Raw genomic sequence first — 18,641 nt, forward strand, 5'->3', positions numbered from 1 at the left:
AGCGGTGCGTCTGCCACTATTTGCGCATGAACGCAGATACGCAAGCAGCGGATGAGCACGTCGAGCTCGCCGTCGAGGTCTTCTCGATGCTCGCGGACCGCACCCGTGTGAAGATCCTGCTCGCGCTCCGCGACGGCGAGCAGTCGGTGGGCGACCTCGCCGCAGCGGTGCACAAGCCGACGCCCGGCGTCTCGCAGCACCTCGCCAAGCTGCGACTCGCGCGCATGGTCGTGGCTCGACACGAGGGCACGCGGGTCTACTACCGGCTCGCCGACGACCACGCGAGCGAGCTCGTCTCCGTCGCGATGCACCAGGCCGAGCACATGCTCGGCACCGCGGCCGAGCACATCCTCGTCACCGACCGGGCCACGAACGATCGTGCGTGACGTCCTCCGCAACCCCGCCTACGCGAAGCTCTTCAGCGCGCAGATCGTCGCGCTGCTCGGCACCGGACTGCTGACCGTCGCACTCGGACTGCTCGCCTTCGACCTCGCGGGCGGGGATGCGGGGCTCGTGCTGGGCATCGCGCTGACGATCAAGATGCTCGCCTACGTCGGCGCCGGGCCGCTGCTCATCGCGGCGACGAACCGGGTGCCGCGCAAGGCGCTGCTCATCGGTGCCGACGTCATCCGAGCCGCGATCGCGCTGCTGCTGCCGCTCGTGACCGACGTGTGGCAGATCTACGTGCTGATCTTCCTGCTCCAGTGCGCGTCGGCGACGTTCACGCCCGCGTTCCAGGCCGTCATCCCCGAGATCCTGCCCGACGAGCGGCAGTACACGCGGGCGATGTCGCTGTCGCGGCTCGCGTACGACCTCGAGTCGCTGCTGAGCCCGGCGATCGCGGCCGCGCTGCTGCTCGTCATGTCGTACTCCAACCTCTTCCTCGGCACGGTCGCGGGCTTCCTGCTCTCGGCGACGCTCGTGGTGGCCACGACCTTCCCGCACATCGAGCCCGACACCGGGTCGTCCTTCGCCGAGCGGCTCACGCGCGGTGTGCGCGTCTTCGCCCGGAACGCCGAGCTGCGCGCGCTGCTCGCGCTCAACCTCGCGGTCGCGGCGCCGACCGCGATGGTCATCGTCAACACGGTCGTCGTCGTGCAGGAGCGGCTGCAGCGGCTGCAGCCCGACGTCGCGATCCTGCTCGCCGCCTACGGCGCCGGGTCGATGCTGATCGCGCTCGCGCTCCCCCGCCTGATCGAGCGGATCCCCGAGCGCACGGTGATGCTGGCCGGCGCCGCGACGGTGGCGGTCGGCCTCGGGGGCGTGGCGGCCGTGCTGCTCGCCGGGCCCGCGTGGTGGCTGCTGCTCGTGCTGTGGGCTGTGCTCGGCGCCGGCAACGCGGCGATCCTCACGACCGCGCCGAGGCTCGTGCGCCGCAACGCGTCGACGCCCGAACGGCCTGCCGTCTTCGCCGCGCAGTTCGCGCTGTCGCACGCGTGCTTCATCCTCACCTACCCGCTCGCGGGGGTCGTCGGGGCGGCGCTCGGGCTCGGGTGGACGGCGCTGGTGCTCGCCGTCATCGCCGCCGTTGCGACCGTCGCCGCGAGCGCGCTGTGGTCGCGGAAGGTGCGGCAGCCGATCGGCTGATGGCTGAGCGTCCGGTCAGCGGCGCGGCCGCAGGACGGCACCCATCCACCGCCACGCGCCGGCGCCCGCCGCAGCCCCGACCACCGCACCGACGAGGCCCGCGACGAGCGCGATGATCGCTATGCCCGTCGACTCGTCGAGCTCGGGCTGCAGCGCGAACGTGATCGCGAAGATCGCGATGTTGACGAGGTGCACGGGCACGCTCGCGATCGCGGCCGCGGCAGCGGTGACCCCTGCGGCGCGGCCGCCGCCCCACCGGCGCAGGCCGAACCAGCTGAGCACGAGCGCGAGCAGGCACAGCACCGAGCCGCCGGCCAGGACCGCGACCGTGAGCGGCGTGACGACCGCGGCGACGCCCTCACCCAGCGGGTCGCCGCCGCCGAAGCCGATCACGAGCGGCGCGACGAGCGCCGAGATGCCGAGGACCGTCGCCCAGAGCAGCAGCACCGTCCCGCCGAGCCCGGTGCCGAATCCGAGGAGCGCGCCTCTGCCGGCGCCCAGCCGCAGCAGGCGCCGGCGCTCCGCCTCCGGCAGCGGCGGGCGCGGCGTGCTCAGAGGGAAGGGGACGCCCTGCTGCGGGTATGGCTGCGGCTGGGGCTGCCACGAGGGTGCGCCGAACGGCATGGGTTGCGGCGGCGTGCCGTGCGGCGGAACACTCATGCGGCGACGGTAGGTCGGCCATCCTGCGAGCTGGCTGGCAGCGCGTGTGCCGCTCTCCACAGCCCACGCGCTGCCCCGCACCTCCGCGGCGCGAGCTGCGGCATCCTGCCCGGCATGAGAGCGGATGCGACCCACCGATTCGAGTTCCAGGTCGACGGCGGCAGGCGCCCGCCGTTCGTCTGCCTCGCGCGCACGCGTTCCGAGGCGGAGCAGATCGCGCGGCATGCGGGCGCTCCGGTGCGCTTCCGGCGCCGGCTCGCGATCGGTTCGGACGACGGCGATGACACGGCTCGGCTCGAGCTGCGCAAGCACGGGTTCCTGCGAGCCCCGTGGCGCGACGACGTGCTCGAGCTCGTCAGCGTGCTCGACCACGTGCGCTTCTCGGGCGGCGCCATGTCGGTGGTGCCTGTCGCCTTCCTGCCGGCTGCCGAGATCCTCGCGCGCGGCCTCCGGGCCTGCGAGTGCGGGAAGCACGGGAGCGAGCGAATTCCGACGGGGCTCCGAGCGGTCGAGCCGGGTGCCGCGATGACGGCGCGCATGGTCGAAGACGGCGGATGGGAGCTGCACCTGTGGCAGGGCGCGGGGCGTCCGCGAGTCCGCCACCTGCCGGACTGGGGGCGGTGCTCGACGGACCCCGGAGCGCTCGCGCTCGGCTTCCGACCGGCGACCCCCGTCTGGGTGGTCGCGCACCGGGTGCTGGTCACGCTCCTGGCCGTCGCGGACCTCCGCCCCGGCGAGCTCTCCGCCGTGCGCGTCGACGCACGCGCGTGATCACGAGGCGAGGAGTCGACGGGAGGAAGATGCGGCGGCCTCCGGTCGTGACGCGGCAGCCGGATCTCCTCGTTCGGCGGCCGGCGCTACGCGTAGTAGGCCGCGAGCCGGCGCAGGCCCTCGTCGATCGACACCGTCGGCGCCCACGCGAGGTCGCGGCGGGTGTCGCGCTGGTCGAACCAGTGCGCGGTCGAGAGCTGCTCGGCGAGGAACCGCGTCATCGGGGGCTCGTCGGCCCCCGGCCGGATCGCCCAGGCCCGCTCGACGAGCGAGCCCGCGGCACGGCCGAGGGCGGCCGGCACGCTGATGCGCGGCGGCGGGACGCCGGCGGCGAGGCAGATGCCCGCGAGCAGGTCGCCGACCGGGCGCGGCTCGCCGTTCGTGATGACGTAGGCGTTGCCGTGCGCGACGTCGGCCCGGTGCAGCGCCGCGACGATGCCGGTCGCGGCGTTGTCGACGTACGTCGTGTCGATGAGCGCCGTGCCGCCGTTCAGCAGCGGCACGCGGCCACGACGGGCCCGCTCGACGACGCGCTCGATGAGCTGCGTGTCGCCCGGCCCCCAGACGATGTGCGGGCGCACGGCGATGACGCGCAACGCGGCGGAGTCGCGTGCGAGCGCGAGCAGCTCGGCCTCGGCCTTCGTGCGGGCGTAGTCGCCGCGGGCGTGCTCGGGCGAGGCCGGCTCGGCGCCGACGCCTGTGAGCGAGGCGCCGACGTGCGCGACCGACGGCGACGACACCTGCACGAAGCGCGAGACCCCTGCGTGCTCGGCGGCGTCGAGCAGCGCACGGGTGCCCTCGACGTTGACGGTGCGGAACTCGGCCGGATCGCCCGCGAGCGAGACCTTCGCGGCGAGGTGGATGACACCCTCGACGCTGCCCTCCGCTCCGGGCTCATCACCGGCCCCAGCGCCGGCGACCGCCCGCGCGACGACGGCCGGGTCGGTGAGCGAGCCGAGCACATCCGTCACGCCCGGCACGCCCGAGGGCCGCCGCTGCAGCGTGCGCACGTGGTGGCCCGCGGCGACGAGCTCGGCCGCGACCGCGCGACCGAGGAAGCCGGAGGCGCCGGTGACGAGCACCTTCACGGCGTGCCCGGCTTCTCGCCGGCGAGCGTGCGCTCGGCCCACTCCGACAGCCGCGAGCGGTCGATCTTGGAGTTGTGGCGCACGTCGGTCGGCAGCTGCGGCACGACGAGCACGGCGGCGAGCGGCTGCGTCGTGCTCGCTCGCACCGCGGCGGTCAGCAGCGGGTCGGCGAGCGCTGGCCGCGAGCTCGCGGGCGAGGTCTCGACGACCGCGACCGCCTGCCGGAGCCGGTGCGGACCGATGCCGACGACGGCGGCGCGACGCACGGCATCCACCGTCTCGACGGCCTGCTCGGCCTCGACCGGAGCGATCGGACCGTCGGCCGTGACGATGACGTGCTGGCTGCGGCCCTCGATCCAGACGCGGCCCTGCGCGTCGAGGTGGCCGAGGTCGCCCGTGCGGTGCCAGCGGGTGCCGGGCGTCGCGGAGGCGAGCGGCTCGGTCTCGCGGGTCGCCATGCGGTCGGTGACCCACAGGCGGTCGTAGTGGCTCTTGAGGTGCGGCGCGGAGACGACGATCTCGCCGAGCACGCCGGGCTCGGCGCTCGGGGCGCCGGTCGCGCGGCCGTCGGCGTCGAGCGCGCTCACGAGCACGCGGTTGCCCGCGATCGGCGAGCCGACGCAGACGCCGGCGTCCGGCGCCTCCGCCGCCGCGAGCACGCCGTCGAGCGTGACGTCGGTGACGAGCAGGCACTCCGTCATGCCGTACGGCGTGTGCGGGGTGGCGTTCGGCATGAGCTGCGCGATCGCGGTGAGCATCGGCGCGCCGATGGGAGCGCCGGTGGAGAGAAAGGTGTGCACGCGCATGAGTGCGGCCTGGTCGGCCGCGGTGAGCGCATCCGACGTCGCGACGACGTTGAGGATGGCCGCGGGCGAGAGGAAGACGATGCCGGCGTCGGATGCGCGCACGGCGGCCGCGACCGCGGTGGCCGTGAGGGTGCGGGGCGAGGAGACGTCCATGTCGGGCGTCGCCGAGCGAGTGCCGAGCGCCGGGCCGAGCAGCGCGAAGGGCGCGAAGCCCGTGACGAGGCCCGTCTCGGGAGTGATCTCGAGGTGCGCGGCGAGCACGTCGCGCAGGGCGCTCAGCTGCCCGTGCGTGTAGACGACGCCCTTCGCGGGACCGGTCGAGCCGGAGGTGAAGAGGATGGCGGCCTCGTCGTCGGGACCGGGCTCGGCGGGGAAGTCGGCGCCGGCGCCCAGAGCGGCCACGTCGTGGACGCTGTGCGAGACGCCGAGGGCCGCCGCGGCGGCGCGCGGGAGGCGCTCGGCGGAGATGCGCATGCCGGGCCAGCGGAGCGCTCGGGCGGCGGTGAGGCCCAGCCGCTCGCCGATGATGACGTCGGGCCACGAGCCGCGCACGGCGCGCGTCAGGCCCTTCACGCCGAGGCCGGCGTCGGCGACGACGACGATCGCGCCGATGCGGAGGCACGCGTAGAGGACAGCCGTGAGGGTCGGGCCGGGCTTGACGAGCAGCGAGACGCGGTCGCCGCGACGCACGCCGATCTCGTGCAGTCCGGCGGCGATGCTGCGGGTCTGCGCCTCGAGCTGGCGCCAGCTGACGCGGCGCGGGCCGCCGCGTCCGGCCATGTCGATCACGGCGACGTCGTCGTCGCCGGCGCGCTGGTCGAGCCCGTGCCAGAGCGGGACGAACGCCTCGCCGCTGCCGCTGGCCGAGCCGGTCCGCGCCCGCCGCGCGCTGACCGTGTCGAGACCATCCCAACCGGGCAAGTGGTCTCGCGACGCGGCCTCCGGCTGCGCCTCGACCGGCGGAAGCGGCTGCTCCTCGACCAGCGAAGACCCCAGCCACTCGAGCACCGTCGCGGCGTACGGCTGCTCCTCCGCGACCAGGTGGCTCGCACCCTCGTAGCGGTGCACGTCGGCGTGCGGCATGCGGTCGACGAGGTCGTCGAGGTAGCGGTCGCCGAACACCGGGTCCTCCGGCCCCCATTGCAGGAGCGCCGGCACCCGGAGCGCGGCGACACCCGTGCTGATGCGGGCCAGCTCGGCGAAGCTCTCGTGCTGCTCGTCGACGGGGATGTCGGCGACGAAGCCGCCGATCCCGGCACGGCGCGCGGCCGAGCGGTAGGGCGCGCGGAAGGCGTCCTTCACCTCGGGGGCGAGCGAGGGCGTCGCGAGCGTCAGCGTCGTCTCGAGGAAGCCGGTCGTCGCGACGGTCGCGGCGGAGAGCACGCCGCGAGCGCGCGCGAGCCGCAGCGGCGCGGGGATCGGCACGCCGGCCGGATGGTGCACCGCGGTGTTCAGCAGCGCGACGGCGGCGAGCCGCTCGGGGTGGTCGACGGCCCAACCGAGCGAGATGACGCCGCCCCAGTCGTGCCCGAGGGTGACGACGGGGCCGTCGAGGCCCAGCGCATCCGCGAACGCCGAGAGGTCCGCGACCCGCTGCGGCAGCGGCCGGTGCAGTCCGGTGCGCTCCGAGAAGCCCATCTCGAGCTGGTCGACGGCGACGACGCGCCACGCGGGCTCGCCGCGCCGGGCAGCCGCGAGCGACTCCGCCGCGATCCGCCGCCAGAGGTAGCTCCAGGTGGGGTTGCCGTGCACGGCCAAGATCGTGCCGGCCACCGGTGCGCCCACGCGCGAGAGCGCATCCGCCGTGTCGAGGCAGTGCCACTCACGGGTGCGGCCCTCGTCGAGACCGCGGCCGGGCACCGCGACGATGCGGCTCCAGTGCGGGTCGAGGCCGGGGAGGCCTGCTGGCGGCAGCGATGCGGGGGCGTCGCGCCCAGTCACCAGGCGAGCTCCATCATGGCCGTGTTGAGGCCGGAGCCGACGCCCATGAGCAGCACGCGGTCGCCGCGGTTGAGGGTGGCCTGCTCCTCGGCGAGGGTGATGGGGATGGATGCGGGGCCCACGTTGCCGTAGCGCGGGAACGTCGTGGGCACGCGCGCCGGGTCGAGCTTCGCGGCCTTCACGATCGCGTTCGTGTGCACCGACGAGACCTGGTGGGTGATGTAGCGATCCATCTCGGACCACTTCCACTCGGGCGCGGCTTCCTTCCAGGCCGAGACGACGAGCTCGAGCCCGCCCTTCAGCAGCGCCTTCGCGTTCGTGTACATGCCCTCGGCGCTGCCGACGCACAGGTCGTGCCACTGCGTGGCGGCGCGCGTGACGCCGCCCAGGATGCGGTGGCCCTCGGGGTGCTCGTCGGCGCGGCCGAGCACGGCGGCGGCCGAGCCGGAGCCGAGCGTGAGGGTGGCGAACTCGCTGAGGAAGTCGTCGCGGTCGATGTCGCTGCCGAGCAGCCGGTCGATCGTGTTGACCTGGATGTCGTCGGCGTCCTCGCCGTTCACGACGATCGCGTAGCGGATCTGGCCCGATTCGATCATGCCGGCGGCGAGGCTCATGCCGTTGACGAAGCCGAGGCACGCGTTCGCGACGTCGAAGTTGACGGCCGAGGTCGGCAGTCCGAGCTCGTGGTGGAGCCGCACGGCGACGGAGGGCTCGAGGTGCTTGCGCGTGACGCTCGTGTTGATGAGGAGGCCCACGTCGCCCGGCTTGACGCCCGCCTCGGCGAGCGCCTGCTCGCCGGCGCGGACGGTGGCGGTGTCGGCCGACTCGCCCTCCGCCCAGTTGCGGCGCTCGAGCACGCCGGCGACGCGCTTGAGCAGCCCGCCGCGCAGCTTGAGGCGGTGGAGCGCCGACTCGAGGCGATCCTCGATGTCGACGGATGTCGTGACCCGGCTTGGCAGCGTGCTCGCGACAGACAGCAGTGCGACGTTGCTGAAGCGGGTCGTCGCGTTGCCTGTCGGAGGAGCTCCATCGAGAGCCGAGGACGATTGACGCATTGCTGAAGCGTAGCGAGCCGACCTATGTCGAAACTGGTTGTTGGGGGACGAGTTCGGCACCGACTCTCCGCTGGTCGAGCCGCAGCCGGCGAAGCCGGCCGCGAGTCGAGACCACCCGGCTACCGCACCGCCACCGTCAGCAGCACGGCCGCGTCAGTCAGCGCATCCACCGCGTGCCGCGCATCCGGGATGTCGACGACATCACCCTCGGCGAGCTCGACCGACTCGCTCCCCCAGCGCAGTCGCACGCGGCCCGTGAGCACCTGCAACGTCGCCTCGCCGTTGGCCTCGTGCTCGTCCATGCCGTGGCCCTCGGTGAGCGCGAGCACCGTCTGGCGCAGCGAGAGGGCGCGGCCGGAGCGGGTCGAGCGCCCGGCGCGACCGCTCGTGGCGTCGCGGGCGATGGCGAGCAGCTCGTCGGCGAGCGCGGGGAGGTGTGCGGTGTCCATGGGGCCAGCATGGCGGGTCGATCGCCGCTGGTCGAGGGTCACGCGCTCACAGCAGTCGGCGCACTGCCTCGCCGATGGCGTGCATGTCCTGCATGACGGCGTCGGTCAGCGCGAGCTCCGCCGGCCAGTTCGCGATGGCGCAGTACACGAGCGTGCCCGAGCCCGACTCGACGAAGCCGACATCGGCGCGAACGCCCGCATCGGTGCCGGTCTTGTTGACGACCATCGGCCCCTCGTGCCCGACCCCGTGCGACAGCGGGTCGAGGTGCAGCGGCGCCGCGACCATGCTCAGGTCGAGCGAGTTGGCGAGCCATCGGCGCACGCGCGCGCTCGTCGGAGCGTCGCCGAGCGTGCCGTTCGCGACGCGGGTGATGAGGTCGAACAAGCCGCGCGCTGTCGCGGTGCCGAGCGTCTGCGGATGCGCGCTCGTGCGCTCGTCGCGGACCCGGTCGTGCAGGTGCACGCCGGTGATGCCGAGCGCCTCGGCTGTCGATGCGACCCGGTCGAGCCCGAGCTCGTGCAGCAGCATGTTGGTCGCGAGATTGTCGCTGGCCGCGCCGACGAGCGTCGCCACGTCGTGCACCGTCAGGAGGTCCTGGTCGAGGTGCTGCCAGATGCCGCTGTCGGCAACCGGGTCGACCGACCTGCGGTCGAGCCGTCGACCCGGGTCGAGGTCGCCCGACTCGACGGCTGCCGCGCAGGCGGCGAGCAGCAGCAGCTTCGACGCCGACGCGACGCGCAGCTCGACGTCGGCGCCGATCTCGAGGAGCGGCTCAGCATCCGAGGCCCAGCCCATCGCGATTCCCCAGCGGGCTCGATCGGTGAGCCGCAGCGGCGGGTCGCTCGCGCTCGGCGCTCGGTGCTCGTCCGGTGTCGTGCTCACCGTTCGAGCATGGCGGCTGCGTGCCCAGTCCTCCGACAGCGACTCAACGCACGAGCAGGATCTTGCCCCCGGGCGCCTGCGGCGAGCCCATCAATCCGTGCGCTGCGTCGGCGTCTGTCAACGGCATCGTCGCGCCGATCACCGGCCGCACCTCGCCCGATTCGATGAGCGGCCAGATGTGCTCGCGCACCTGCTCGATGACGGTCGCCTTCGAGCCGCGGCCCGTGCGGGGCCGAGCCCGGAGCGTCATGGCGCGCAGCGTGACGCGCCGGCGCATGAGCGCGCGGAGGTCGACCTCGGCCTGCGTGCCGCCCTGCACGGCGATGACGGTCAGCGTGCCGTCCGGCGCGAGCGCCTGCACGTTGCGGTCGAGGTAGTCGGCGCCGATGACGTCGAGGATCGCGGTCGCGCCGTGCCCGTCGGTCGCGCCGAGCACCACCTCGACGAAGTCGTCGGTGCGGTAGTCGATCGCGAGCTCCGCGCCGAGCGACAGGCACAGGGCATGGTTGCGGGCGCTCGCCGTCACGGCCACCCGGTAGCCCCGCGCGCGCAGCATCTGGATCGCCATCGTGCCGATCCCGCCGCTGCCGCCGTGCACGAGCGCGAGGTCGCCCGGCTCGGGCAGCGGCAGCTCGCGGATCGCCGTCCACACCGTGCACACCGCTTCCGGCAGCGCCGCGGCCTCCGCCAGGCTCACGCCCGCCGGCACCGGCAGCAGCTGCGTCGTCGGCACCCCCGCTCGCTCCGCGTAGCCGCCGCCCGCGAGCAAAGCGCACACCTCGTCACCGACGGACCAGCCGGTGACGTCCTCCCCCAGCTCGACGATCGTCCCCGAGCACTCGAGCCCGAGCACCTCCGACTCCCCCGCTGGCGGCGCATAGCCGCCCGCCCGCTGCAGCAGGTCGGCCCGGTTCACCGCCGTCGCCGCGATCTCGACGACCACCTCGCCCGGAGCTGCCGAGACGTCGGGCACCTCCGCCCACTCGATCGGTCCATCGACCTCGAACTGCATCGCCTTCACGCCGTGCTCCCCTCTCCGCTGAGACCCATCCGTGTCACCCACGCTCGACTGACCGCGACCCCGATCGCCCCGAGGGCGAGCGCGGTCGACATCCACACGACACCCACCCAACCGAACCGGTCGTACAGCACGCCGCCGAACCATCCCCACAGCGCCGCGCCCGTCAGCCAGCTGAGCTGGTACAGCGCCGTCGACTGCGCGCGGCCCCGATCCGCCTCCATGCCCGACAGGGTGCTCGACATCGGATGCGCCATGAACGTGCCGATCGTCAGCAGCGTGATGCCCAGCAGCAGCACCCAGAACGACGAACCGAGCATCGGCAGCGCCGAGAGCGCCACGCACGAGCCGCCGAACGCGACGACGAACCAGGGCGGGATGCGCGTGGCGAGCTCGCCGGCGACGCGGGCAGCGAAGGCGCCCACGAAGTAGACGAGGAAGAAGAGGCTCGCGAGCGCCGCGGGGATGAAGAACGGAGCGCCGGTCAGGTGGAAGCCGAGGTAGTTGTAGACGGCGGTGAACGACCCCATGATGAGGAAGCCCTGCACGTAGATCGACGCGGTGCGCCAGCGCGAGAGGTGGTGACCGACGTTCGCGAGCGACGCGGCGAACGTTGTCGGTCGCGCGACGCGCTCCTCGATGCTGCGCGGCAGCAGGATGAAGAACAGCAGGCACGCGACGACGCCCAGGGCCGCGACGATGAGCAGCCCGAGGCGCCAGTGCCACAGCTCGCTCACCGGGCCCGCGATCAGGCGCCCGGTGACGCCGCCGATCGTGTTGCCCGTGATGTAGACGGCCGCGGCCGCCGGCACGCGGTGTCGGGGCAGCACCTCGACGAGCAGCGCCATCGCGACCGCCTGGATGCCGCCGAGCGCGATGCCCGTCACCCCTCGCATCGCGATGAGCACCTCGAGCGTGGGCGCGAGCGGCGCGGCGAGCGCCGACACGGTCGTCGCGATGAGGCTGATGCGCATGACGGCCGTGCGGCCGATGCGGTCCGACAGCCATGCCCATGCGAGCACCGACACCGCGATGCCCGTCGTCGTCGCCGAGACCGCGAGCGCCGCGGTGGCGCTGCCGACCTGCAGGTCGCGGGCGAGGCTCGGGAGGATCGCCTGCGCGTCGAACAGCTGCGAGAAGGTCGCGAACCCCGACACGAACAGTGCCGCGATGAGCGACCGCTCGCGCCGGTCGGCGCTCACGGCCGGGGTGCAGCGGTCTCGTCCGCCTCCTCGGCCTCGTCGACCACCGCATCCGATCCGGCGGCGTCATCCTTCGGCACCGTGACCGCCTCGGTCATCGGAGGGATGTGCCGTGCCTGCTCGATCACCTCGGGCGTGCCCTTCATGATGCGCCGCACGACCGCGTAGCCGAAGCCGAGCACGAGCGCGGCGTAGATGGTGATCGCGATGGGGTCGGTGACGAAGATGCCGAAGTCGCCGCCCGAGATGAGCAGGGACTGCCGCACGGATGCCTCGAGGATCGGGCCGAGCACGAAGGCGAGCACGAGCGGGCCCGGGTCGAAGCCGGTGCGCTTCATGAGCCAGCCGAGGATGCCGAAGCCGAGCACGATCCAGATGTCGGTGGGGTCGTTCGAGATCGAGAAGGTGCCGATCAGCACGATCGCCATCGCGAACGTGACGAGGATCCCCATCGGCACGCGCAGCAGCTGCACGAAGACGCCGACCATCGGCATGTTCAGCACGAGCAGCATCGCGTTGCCGATCACCATCGAGGCGACGACGCCCCAGAAGATCTCCGGGTGGTCCGGGATGAGGCTCGGCCCGGGCGTGATGCCCTGGATCAGCAGCGCGCCGAAGATGAGCGCGAGCACGACGTTCGAGGGGATGCCGAGCACGAGCAGCGGCACGAAGGCCGACGTCGAGGAGGCGTTGTTCGCCGTCTCGGGACCGGCGACGCCCTCGATCGCGCCCTTGCCGAAGCGCGAGGGGTCCTTCGCGCTGCGCTTCTCGAGCGCGTACGAGGCGAGCGACGAGAGCACGCCGCCACCGCCGGGCAGGATGCCGATGAAGAAGCCGAGCACCGAGCCGCGGGCGATCGGCGCAGCCGACTGCTTGAGGTCGGAGCGCGTCGGCATGATCTTCGTGACCTTCTTGGCCACGCGCTGCAGGTGCCCGCCCTGCTCGAGGTTGTGCAGGATCTCGCCGACGCCGAACAGGCCCATCGCGATCGCCACGAAGTCGAACCCGTCGAGCAGCGAGGCGGAGCCGAAGTTGAAGCGCGGCATGCCGCTGATCTGGTCCTGGCCGACGGTCGCGAGCAGCAGGCCGACGGCGGCCATGACCATGGCCTTCCAGGTGGAGCCCGTGCCGAGCGAGGTGACGAGCATGAGCCCGAGCACCATCAGGGCGACCATCGCGACGGGCCCGAAGGCGAGCGCCGCGTTCGCGAGCATGGGCGCGAAGATCGCGAGCCCAATGACCGAGACGATGCCGCCGATGAACGAGCCGATCGCGGCGATGCCGAGCGCGGGGCCAGCTCGGCCCTGCTTCGCCATCTGGTAGCCGTCGAAGGTCGTGACGACGGATGCCGCCTCACCGGGCATGCGCAGCAGCACGGACGTGATCGTGCCGCCGTACATCGACCCGTAGTAGATGCCGGCGAGCATGATGATCGCCGTCGCGGGGTCGAGCGCGTAGGTGAGCGGCAGCAGCAGCGCGATCGTCGCGGTCGGGCCGAGGCCGGGCAGCACGCCGATCGCGGTGCCGACCACGACGCCGACGAAGACGTAGAGCAGGTTCATCGGGTCGAGCGCGACCCCGAAGCCTAGGACCAGACCATCGAACATGGCGGCATCACATCCAGGACGTCAGTGGCGTCATGAGCAGGTCCCGAGGCATCGGGACGCCGAGCAGGACGTCGAACAGCATGAAGAGGGCGACGGCACCGACCACGGCGAGGGGCACGGCAGTGGCCCAGCGCATCTGGCCGAACATCCGCAGCCACAGGAGCATGAGCAGGATCGCGGGTACCGTGAAGCCCAGCAGTGTGAAGAGCACGGCGAAGACGACGAGCGAGGCGAGCGCGACGAGGGTGCGCACCGACTCCTTGCCCCAGGGCTCGTAGTCCTCGAGGGTGTCGGTGATCGCGACCACGACGGTCGAGCCGAGCATCAGCACGGCGGCGATGAAGGGCCACAGCCCCGGTCCGGGGCGGGTGCCCGTGCCGAGCCCGTAGCCGATGCTCAGGACGATGGCGACGACGCCGACCGCGGCGAGCACGGCCACCGCACCCCAGCGGGCGATCTTCCGCCCGCGGATGCCGACGGTCGAGTCGGACGCATCCGGCTCTGCCGGGTGCTCAGCACCGTGCTCGGTGCGGTCGGCGACGTCGGTCATGGTCAGCTCCCGAGGATGCGGGTGTAGACCTCCTCGGCCTCCGTCAGGAAGCCGTCGAAGTCCTCTGCGGTCTGGTACTCGGCCGGGACGTAGTCCTCCCCGATGGCGTCGACCGTCTCGGGGTTGGTGAGGCAGCCCTCGAGCGCGTCCGAGAGCGTCGTCACGACATCCTCGGGCGTGCCTGCCGGAGCGGCGAGCGCGTAGATCGTCACGGCGAGCGTGAGGTCCTCGTAGCCGAGGTCGACGAGCGTCGGGACCTCGGGCAGGTGCGCCTGCGGCTCGGGCGACGAGACGGCGAGCGCGGTGAAGTCGCCCGACTCGATGCGCTGGACGACGTCCTCCTGGTCGTTCACGAAGACCGAGTCGACGTGGCCGCCAAGCAGGGCCGTGATCGCACCGGCGCTGCCGTCGAACGGCACGACCGTGACCTCGACGCCGTACTCGTCGGCGAGTCGCTGGAGCTCGATCGCCTGCGGCGTGGAAGCGCCAGAGACGCCGACCGTGAGGGTGCCCGGAGCCTCCTCGGCTGCCGAGAAGAACTCCTCGCCGGTGCTGTACGGCGAGTCGGCGCCGACGACCAGGATCATCGGCGAGTAGGAGATGACGCCGATCGAGGCGACATCCTCGCGCGAGTAGTCGAGGCCGTTGGCGATGGGCGAGAGCGCCACCATGCCGGGCGAGACGATCGCGACCGTCTGACCGTCTGCAGGCTTGGAGATCATGTCCTGGAGGCCGACCGAGCCGGAGCCGCCGGTGATGTTCTCGGCGATCACGTTCGTGCCCAGCGTCTCGCCGAGGCACGGCGCGAGGGCCCGCGCGGTCACATCGGTGGGGCCGCCAGCCGCGTAGGGGATGACGAAGCGGATGTCGCCGGCCGGGAAGCTCGACGCGTCGCCCGCCTCGGGCGCGGTGGAGGTCTCCGGGCCCGCGGCGCTGCTGCAGCCGGCGAGCAGCGCGACCCCCATGATGGCGCCGACCGCGATCAGCGACCGGTTGTGGTTCCTGCTCATGCTGCGCATGCGAGTTCCTAACCTCGTTGTTAGTAGAGAAGTGCAAGTTTCGAGAGTGCACTCTCAGTATGGCCTGACGCGACGCTATTCGTGAGCACGGGGGAACGTCAAGCGGCGATAAGCATCGGCGATCGGTCGGCGGGCATCGGCCCGTCGGCCGCGCCCATCAGTCGCGCGGGAGGAGCACGAGCGGGCGCAGCTGCGCGTCGAGCCGCGGTCCGAGCCGCTCCCAGATGCGGTCGGGGTCGAAGCCGCGCACGGGGGTGCGGTCGATCTCGTGCATGTAGATCGCGTGGCAGTTCGTCCCGACGTGCTGCGCTTCCGCCCGCCGGTCGAGCAGGCCACGCTGCTGGCCGTCCTCGACGATGCTGCGCGTCATGCTGATGGTGCGGTCGCCCTGCGCCACGTTGCGCGCGCTGAGGGGGCTGAGGCTGAAGCCTTCACGGAGGTACCGCGAGGCGTTCTCGGGGTTGCGCCGGTAGAAGGCGGAGCGCTCGAGATAGATCGCGCGGATGCGCTCGACGAAGTGCGTGCCGGTGAGCGCATCGCCCTGCGCGGCCGAGAGTGCCGCGTCCTGCTCGTCGATGCGGTCCAGCACGGCATCGAGCTCGTCGCCGAAGACGACGTGCAGCAGGTCGTGCTTGTTGGGCACGTAGCGGAAGAGGGTCGCCTCGCCCACGCCCGCGAGCTGCGCGATCTCGCGCATCGTGATGTCGTCGAAGGACTTCACGTGCATGAGCTCCGCGGCGGCAGAGCGGATGGCGTCGCGCTTGCGCTGCTTGCCGAGCTGGCGCGCACTCATCTCCGGTGCAGTGGTCACCGCGTCACCTCTTCGTCGGTCGCGCCCTGGCTGCGCTGCCACGGCCGCAGCACGATCTTGCCATCGAGCCCGCCGCGCTCCCCCACCCGGTGTGCTTCTGCAGCCGCGGCGAGCGGCAGCTCGAGCGCGACGCGCGGCCGGAGGCGCCCATCGGCGACCCAGTCGGCGATGCGCTGCATGTCGAGCTCGGACGGCTCGACGACGACGCGGCGGAGGCCGATGCCGCGCGCGCGGGCAGCCTCCTCGACAGCGAGCGCCGTGCGCGGGATGAGCGTGACGACCGTGCCACCGGGCGCGCACCAGTCGAGCAGGGTCGCGGTGCGCTCGCCCCCGAACGGGTCGATGACGACGTCGTGCTGAGAGGGCGCAGCCGGCAGGCCGTCATCCCCGGATGCCACCACCCGCGCGCCTGCGGAAGCCGCTTCCTCGAGCCTCGCCGACCGAGCGCACGCCGTCACGACGGCCCCGAGCGCGAGCGCGATCTGCACGGCGAGTCGCCCGACCCCGCCGCCCGCGGCACAGATGAGCACCGAGGCTCCCGGTCGCACTCGGCCCGCGCCCTCGAGCGCCTGCAGGGCGGTGAGGCCCGCGAGCGGGAGCGACGCCGCCGCCGCGAAGTCGAGGCGCTCCGGCATGCGCACGAGCTGCCGCGCGGGCGCGGAGACGTACTGCGCGTAGGCCTCCGCCGGCAGCGGGAAGCGCGGCATGCCGAACACCCGGTCGCCCACGGCATGCCGGAAGGAGCCGTCGGCGACCTCCTCGACGATCCCCGCGACGTCGAACCCGAGGATGGCCGGATCTCGCCAGTAGCCTCGACCACCCGTCGCGCGCGACTTCTGATCGGTGGGATTGACGCCCGCAGCCTCGACGCGGACGAGCACCTCGCCCGGCAGCAGGGACGGGACGGGCACCTCGACGGGCCGCAGCACCTCCGGCGCGCCCCACGCGGTCGCGGCGACCGCTTGCATCATGCGTGGCACAGCGCCTCCCAGGGGGCGATGCCGTCGAGCGCCTCGATGAGCCGTGCGACGCCGTCCGACTCGTCGAGACCGGCGATGAGGGTCGGCAGCCGCTCCGCAAGCGCGAGCGGCAGCCCCGCGGCGGGCAGCAGGTCGAGCGCCATGCGCGCCGACCGCCGCGCGTCGACCTCGACCCGCTCGGCCGCGCCGTCGAGGCGACGTCCGTCGGCGAGCTCGATCTCGATCGCTGCACCGTGCGCCGCTGCGGCGGGCAGCCCGCCCGCGACGTCGACGAGCGCTCGGAGCCGCTGCGACTCGGCGCTGCCCGGGTGGAGCGCGTCGGCGTCGACCCGACCGTCCGCGAGCGCGATCGCGACGCCCTGGCGCGCATCCATCATCGCCTGCGCCCACGACGAGGGCGGACGTGCGATGTCGATGCCGGGGTAGGCGGCGTCGGCGTCGCTCAGTCGAACGCGCACCCGCACGATCGTCGAGGGGTCGGCGTTCGGCAGCTCGGCGCGCAATCCGATCGCGACCTCGACCGCCGCTTGGTTGATCGCGCAGACCGGATGCGCCTTCAGCAGCATGTGCGCGATGACGGGCTCGTCGGCGAGCGCCCCGGGAAGCGCATCGACGATCGACGTGACGCCTTCGGCATCGATGCCGAGAGCGTGGAGCAGCCCCGAGCGTCCCTCGATCGCGGCCGTCGCGCCACGCGCGCCGCTCGCCGCCCACATGGCCGACTCGAGCCCGTCGCGCGCGGCCGCGGCGGTCTGCAGCCGCCATTCGTCCGTGCCCTCGAGCCACACCTGGGTGAAGCCTGCGGCGCGGTTCGCGGCGAGCGCGATCGCGTGCGCGGTCGCGGCCTCGTCCAGCCCCAGCACCACGGCCGCCCCGGCGGCGGCAGCGATCGGCCCGACGACGCCGGTCGACCGCATCCCTCGAGCGCGCGCATGGGGCAGGAGCGCCGTCCCGAGGACGCCACCGACCTGGTAGCCCGCCGCGATCGCGAGGCACGCGGGGGTCACGGCGCTGCCGAGGTGCGTGACGGAGCGCGGGTGCTCGTCGTGCTGCGCTCGCGCGCCCATCCGCAGCGCGGTCGCGAAAGCGAGGTCGGGCGCCGTCTGCGGCCGCTCCGTCCACGGCAGCGCCCATGAGCCCGAGATCCCCGGGAGCGGCATGCCGTGCGCCCCGAGACCGACGATGAGGTTGTGCAGCAGCACGGCCTTCGCACCCCGACGCGTGCGCTCGGGCAGCGGCTCCCCGGCGGCGCGCACCACGTGGCGCGCGAGCAGCGCCGCGGCGGTGGTCACGATCGGCGCGGCGGGGCCGACGCTCGTGGCTCGGCGCTCACAGCGGCGCGGCGCCGACGGTCATGCCGCCGCAGACGTTGAGGTTCTGCCCGGTGATGAAGCCGGCCTCGTCGAGCAGGAAGGTCACGGCCGCAGCGACGTCGGAGGGCTCACCGACGCGCTTGACGGGGATGGCGTCGATGATCTGCTGCGTGCGCGGCTCGCCGGCGGGGTTCGCCGCCTCGAACATCGCGGTGCGGATGGGGCCGGGGCTGACGGCGTTGACCGTGATGCCGTGCTCGCCGAGCTCGAGCGCCCACGTGCGGGTCACGCCGATGATCCCGGCCTTCGAACCCGAATAGGCCGTCCTGCCGGCCTTGCCGAGCGCGGCTCGAGAGGCGAGGTTGACGATGCGGCCGAAGCGCGCGTCGCGCATCCCGGGCAGCAGCGCCTGCGCGCATCGCATGGCGGCGACGACGTTGATCTCGTAGGTGCGCAGCGCATCCTCGATCTCGAGGTCGGCGAGCTCCGCGACGCGGATATAGCCGACGTTGTTGACGAGCCGGTGGATCGGCCCGTCCGCGAGCGCCTCCTCGAGGGCCGCCGCGACCTGCGTCGCATCGGCGAGGTCGGCCTGGATGCCGCCCGGCTGCTTGTCGATCACGACGACGTCGCGACCGAGCCGGCGCTGCTGCTCCACGATGGCGGCGCCGATGCCGCTCGCTCCGCCCGTGACGAGCACGCGCTCCTTCGACTCGCCCATGGCGCTCCTCCATCCGCGGCCCACGGCCGCTGTCAGCTCTGCAAGTGCGACGGGCGCTCAGGGCGTCGTCGCCGCACGCCGATCGTACGAGGGCTCGTGAGAGTGGGCAATCACATCCCCCTATTGGCATGGCCCCGGACGCCGTGTACGCTCGCCTCAGAGCACATTTTGATAGTGCAC

18 protein-coding genes are annotated in these 18,641 nt (G+C 73.0%); 3 read left to right on the top strand and 15 right to left on the bottom strand.

The annotated features are described in order from the left end of the window. Positions 1–26 precede the first annotated feature (26 nt). Both ABD106_RS08010 and ABD106_RS08015 read left to right on the top strand, forming a co-directional pair. Positions 27–386 carry an ArsR/SmtB family transcription factor gene (locus ABD106_RS08010; RefSeq protein WP_343919159.1) on the top strand — a complete coding sequence of 120 codons (360 nt, stop codon included), beginning with the start codon at positions 27–29 and terminating at the stop codon, positions 384–386. Beyond that, entirely contained in the window at positions 379–1,587 is a 1,209-nt protein-coding gene (locus ABD106_RS08015) for an MFS transporter (protein ID WP_343919161.1), read from the top strand. The genes ABD106_RS08010 and ABD106_RS08015 overlap by 8 nt, the downstream gene beginning before the upstream one ends. 15 nt (positions 1,588–1,602) lie before the next feature. Here ABD106_RS08015 and ABD106_RS08020 read toward each other — a convergent pair whose 3' ends face one another. Beyond that, positions 1,603–2,247 carry a hypothetical protein gene (locus ABD106_RS08020; protein ID WP_343919162.1) on the bottom strand — a complete coding sequence of 215 codons (645 nt, stop codon included), beginning with the start codon at positions 2,245–2,247 and terminating at the stop codon, positions 1,603–1,605. A 114-nt stretch (positions 2,248–2,361) separates the two neighbouring features. On the opposite strand from ABD106_RS08020, the gene ABD106_RS08025 reads away from it, so the two are divergent. Further along, on the top strand, positions 2,362–3,018 hold the full coding sequence (locus ABD106_RS08025; RefSeq protein ID WP_343919163.1) for a hypothetical protein: 657 nt from the start codon (positions 2,362–2,364) through the stop codon (positions 3,016–3,018). An 86-nt stretch (positions 3,019–3,104) separates the two neighbouring features. Here the strand turns inward: ABD106_RS08025 and ABD106_RS08030 are convergent, their stop codons facing one another. The 14 genes from ABD106_RS08030 to ABD106_RS08095 form a co-directional block, all read right to left on the bottom strand. Next, on the bottom strand, positions 3,105–4,106 hold the full coding sequence (locus ABD106_RS08030; protein WP_343919164.1) for an NAD-dependent epimerase/dehydratase family protein: 1,002 nt from the start codon (positions 4,104–4,106) through the stop codon (positions 3,105–3,107). Next, entirely contained in the window at positions 4,103–6,853 is a 2,751-nt protein-coding gene (locus tag ABD106_RS08035) for an alpha/beta fold hydrolase (RefSeq protein WP_425545733.1), read from the bottom strand. The genes ABD106_RS08030 and ABD106_RS08035 overlap by 4 nt, the downstream gene beginning before the upstream one ends. After that, the gene (locus ABD106_RS08040) at positions 6,850–7,908 is read right to left on the bottom strand and encodes a 3-oxoacyl-ACP synthase III (RefSeq protein ID WP_343919166.1); all 1,059 of its coding nucleotides are present in this window, start codon (positions 7,906–7,908) and stop codon (positions 6,850–6,852) included. The genes ABD106_RS08035 and ABD106_RS08040 overlap by 4 nt, the downstream gene beginning before the upstream one ends. Before the next feature lie 119 nt (positions 7,909–8,027). Then, a complete protein-coding gene (locus ABD106_RS08045) occupies positions 8,028–8,357 on the bottom strand; it encodes a cupin domain-containing protein (RefSeq protein ID WP_343919168.1) in 330 nt (109 codons plus the stop codon). A gap of 46 nt (positions 8,358–8,403) precedes the next feature. After that, positions 8,404–9,240: a serine hydrolase gene (locus tag ABD106_RS08050; protein WP_343919170.1), complete on the bottom strand. Its 837-nt coding sequence runs from the start codon at positions 9,238–9,240 to the stop codon at positions 8,404–8,406. A gap of 43 nt (positions 9,241–9,283) precedes the next feature. Beyond that, the gene (locus tag ABD106_RS08055) at positions 9,284–10,252 is read right to left on the bottom strand and encodes an NAD(P)H-quinone oxidoreductase (RefSeq protein WP_343919427.1); all 969 of its coding nucleotides are present in this window, start codon (positions 10,250–10,252) and stop codon (positions 9,284–9,286) included. A 5-nt stretch (positions 10,253–10,257) separates the two neighbouring features. Further along, positions 10,258–11,460 carry an MFS transporter gene (locus ABD106_RS08060; RefSeq protein WP_343919172.1) on the bottom strand — a complete coding sequence of 401 codons (1,203 nt, stop codon included), beginning with the start codon at positions 11,458–11,460 and terminating at the stop codon, positions 10,258–10,260. Beyond that, the gene (locus ABD106_RS08065) at positions 11,457–13,067 is read right to left on the bottom strand and encodes a tripartite tricarboxylate transporter permease (RefSeq protein ID WP_343919174.1); all 1,611 of its coding nucleotides are present in this window, start codon (positions 13,065–13,067) and stop codon (positions 11,457–11,459) included. Before ABD106_RS08065 ends, ABD106_RS08060 begins: the two co-directional genes overlap by 4 nt. 7 nt (positions 13,068–13,074) lie before the next feature. Beyond that, the gene (locus ABD106_RS08070; protein WP_343919176.1) at positions 13,075–13,617 is read right to left on the bottom strand and encodes a tripartite tricarboxylate transporter TctB family protein; all 543 of its coding nucleotides are present in this window, start codon (positions 13,615–13,617) and stop codon (positions 13,075–13,077) included. Between the two features lie 2 nt (positions 13,618–13,619). Beyond that, on the bottom strand, positions 13,620–14,627 hold the full coding sequence (locus ABD106_RS08075; RefSeq protein WP_343919178.1) for a tripartite tricarboxylate transporter substrate binding protein: 1,008 nt from the start codon (positions 14,625–14,627) through the stop codon (positions 13,620–13,622). Positions 14,628–14,793: 166 nt separating this feature from the next. Next, positions 14,794–15,447 carry a TetR/AcrR family transcriptional regulator gene (locus tag ABD106_RS08080; protein ID WP_343919180.1) on the bottom strand — a complete coding sequence of 218 codons (654 nt, stop codon included), beginning with the start codon at positions 15,445–15,447 and terminating at the stop codon, positions 14,794–14,796. Then, positions 15,444–16,418 carry an NADP-dependent oxidoreductase gene (locus ABD106_RS08085; RefSeq protein ID WP_343919182.1) on the bottom strand — a complete coding sequence of 325 codons (975 nt, stop codon included), beginning with the start codon at positions 16,416–16,418 and terminating at the stop codon, positions 15,444–15,446. Before ABD106_RS08085 ends, ABD106_RS08080 begins: the two co-directional genes overlap by 4 nt. After that, positions 16,415–17,719: an MmgE/PrpD family protein gene (locus ABD106_RS08090; RefSeq protein ID WP_343919184.1), complete on the bottom strand. Its 1,305-nt coding sequence runs from the start codon at positions 17,717–17,719 to the stop codon at positions 16,415–16,417. The genes ABD106_RS08085 and ABD106_RS08090 overlap by 4 nt, the downstream gene beginning before the upstream one ends. 37 nt (positions 17,720–17,756) lie before the next feature. Beyond that, positions 17,757–18,461, bottom strand: a complete 705-nt coding sequence (locus tag ABD106_RS08095; RefSeq protein ID WP_343919186.1) for an SDR family oxidoreductase — start codon at positions 18,459–18,461, stop codon at positions 17,757–17,759. Positions 18,462–18,641: the final 180 nt, after the last annotated feature.

Origin of the sequence: Agrococcus citreus (assembly GCF_039527715.1) — a bacterium.
GTDB lineage: Bacteria > Actinomycetota > Actinomycetes > Actinomycetales > Microbacteriaceae > Agrococcus > Agrococcus citreus.

Coding starts and splice junctions, on each gene's coding strand:
- ABD106_RS08010 (WP_343919159.1), top strand. CDS start 27: ATGAACGCAGATACGCAAGCAGCGGATGAGCACGTCGAGCTCGCCGTC.
- ABD106_RS08020 (WP_343919162.1), bottom strand. CDS start 2,247: ATGAGTGTTCCGCCGCACGGCACGCCGCCGCAACCCATGCCGTTCGGC.
- ABD106_RS08025 (WP_343919163.1), top strand. CDS start 2,362: ATGAGAGCGGATGCGACCCACCGATTCGAGTTCCAGGTCGACGGCGGC.
- ABD106_RS08040 (WP_343919166.1), bottom strand. CDS start 7,908: ATGCGTCAATCGTCCTCGGCTCTCGATGGAGCTCCTCCGACAGGCAAC.
- ABD106_RS08045 (WP_343919168.1), bottom strand. CDS start 8,357: ATGGACACCGCACACCTCCCCGCGCTCGCCGACGAGCTGCTCGCCATC.
- ABD106_RS08055 (WP_343919427.1), bottom strand. CDS start 10,252: ATGCAGTTCGAGGTCGATGGACCGATCGAGTGGGCGGAGGTGCCCGAC.
- ABD106_RS08065 (WP_343919174.1), bottom strand. CDS start 13,067: ATGTTCGATGGTCTGGTCCTAGGCTTCGGGGTCGCGCTCGACCCGATG.
- ABD106_RS08070 (WP_343919176.1), bottom strand. CDS start 13,617: ATGACCGACGTCGCCGACCGCACCGAGCACGGTGCTGAGCACCCGGCA.
- ABD106_RS08075 (WP_343919178.1), bottom strand. CDS start 14,627: ATGAGCAGGAACCACAACCGGTCGCTGATCGCGGTCGGCGCCATCATG.
- ABD106_RS08085 (WP_343919182.1), bottom strand. CDS start 16,418: ATGATGCAAGCGGTCGCCGCGACCGCGTGGGGCGCGCCGGAGGTGCTG.
- ABD106_RS08095 (WP_343919186.1), bottom strand. CDS start 18,461: ATGGGCGAGTCGAAGGAGCGCGTGCTCGTCACGGGCGGAGCGAGCGGC.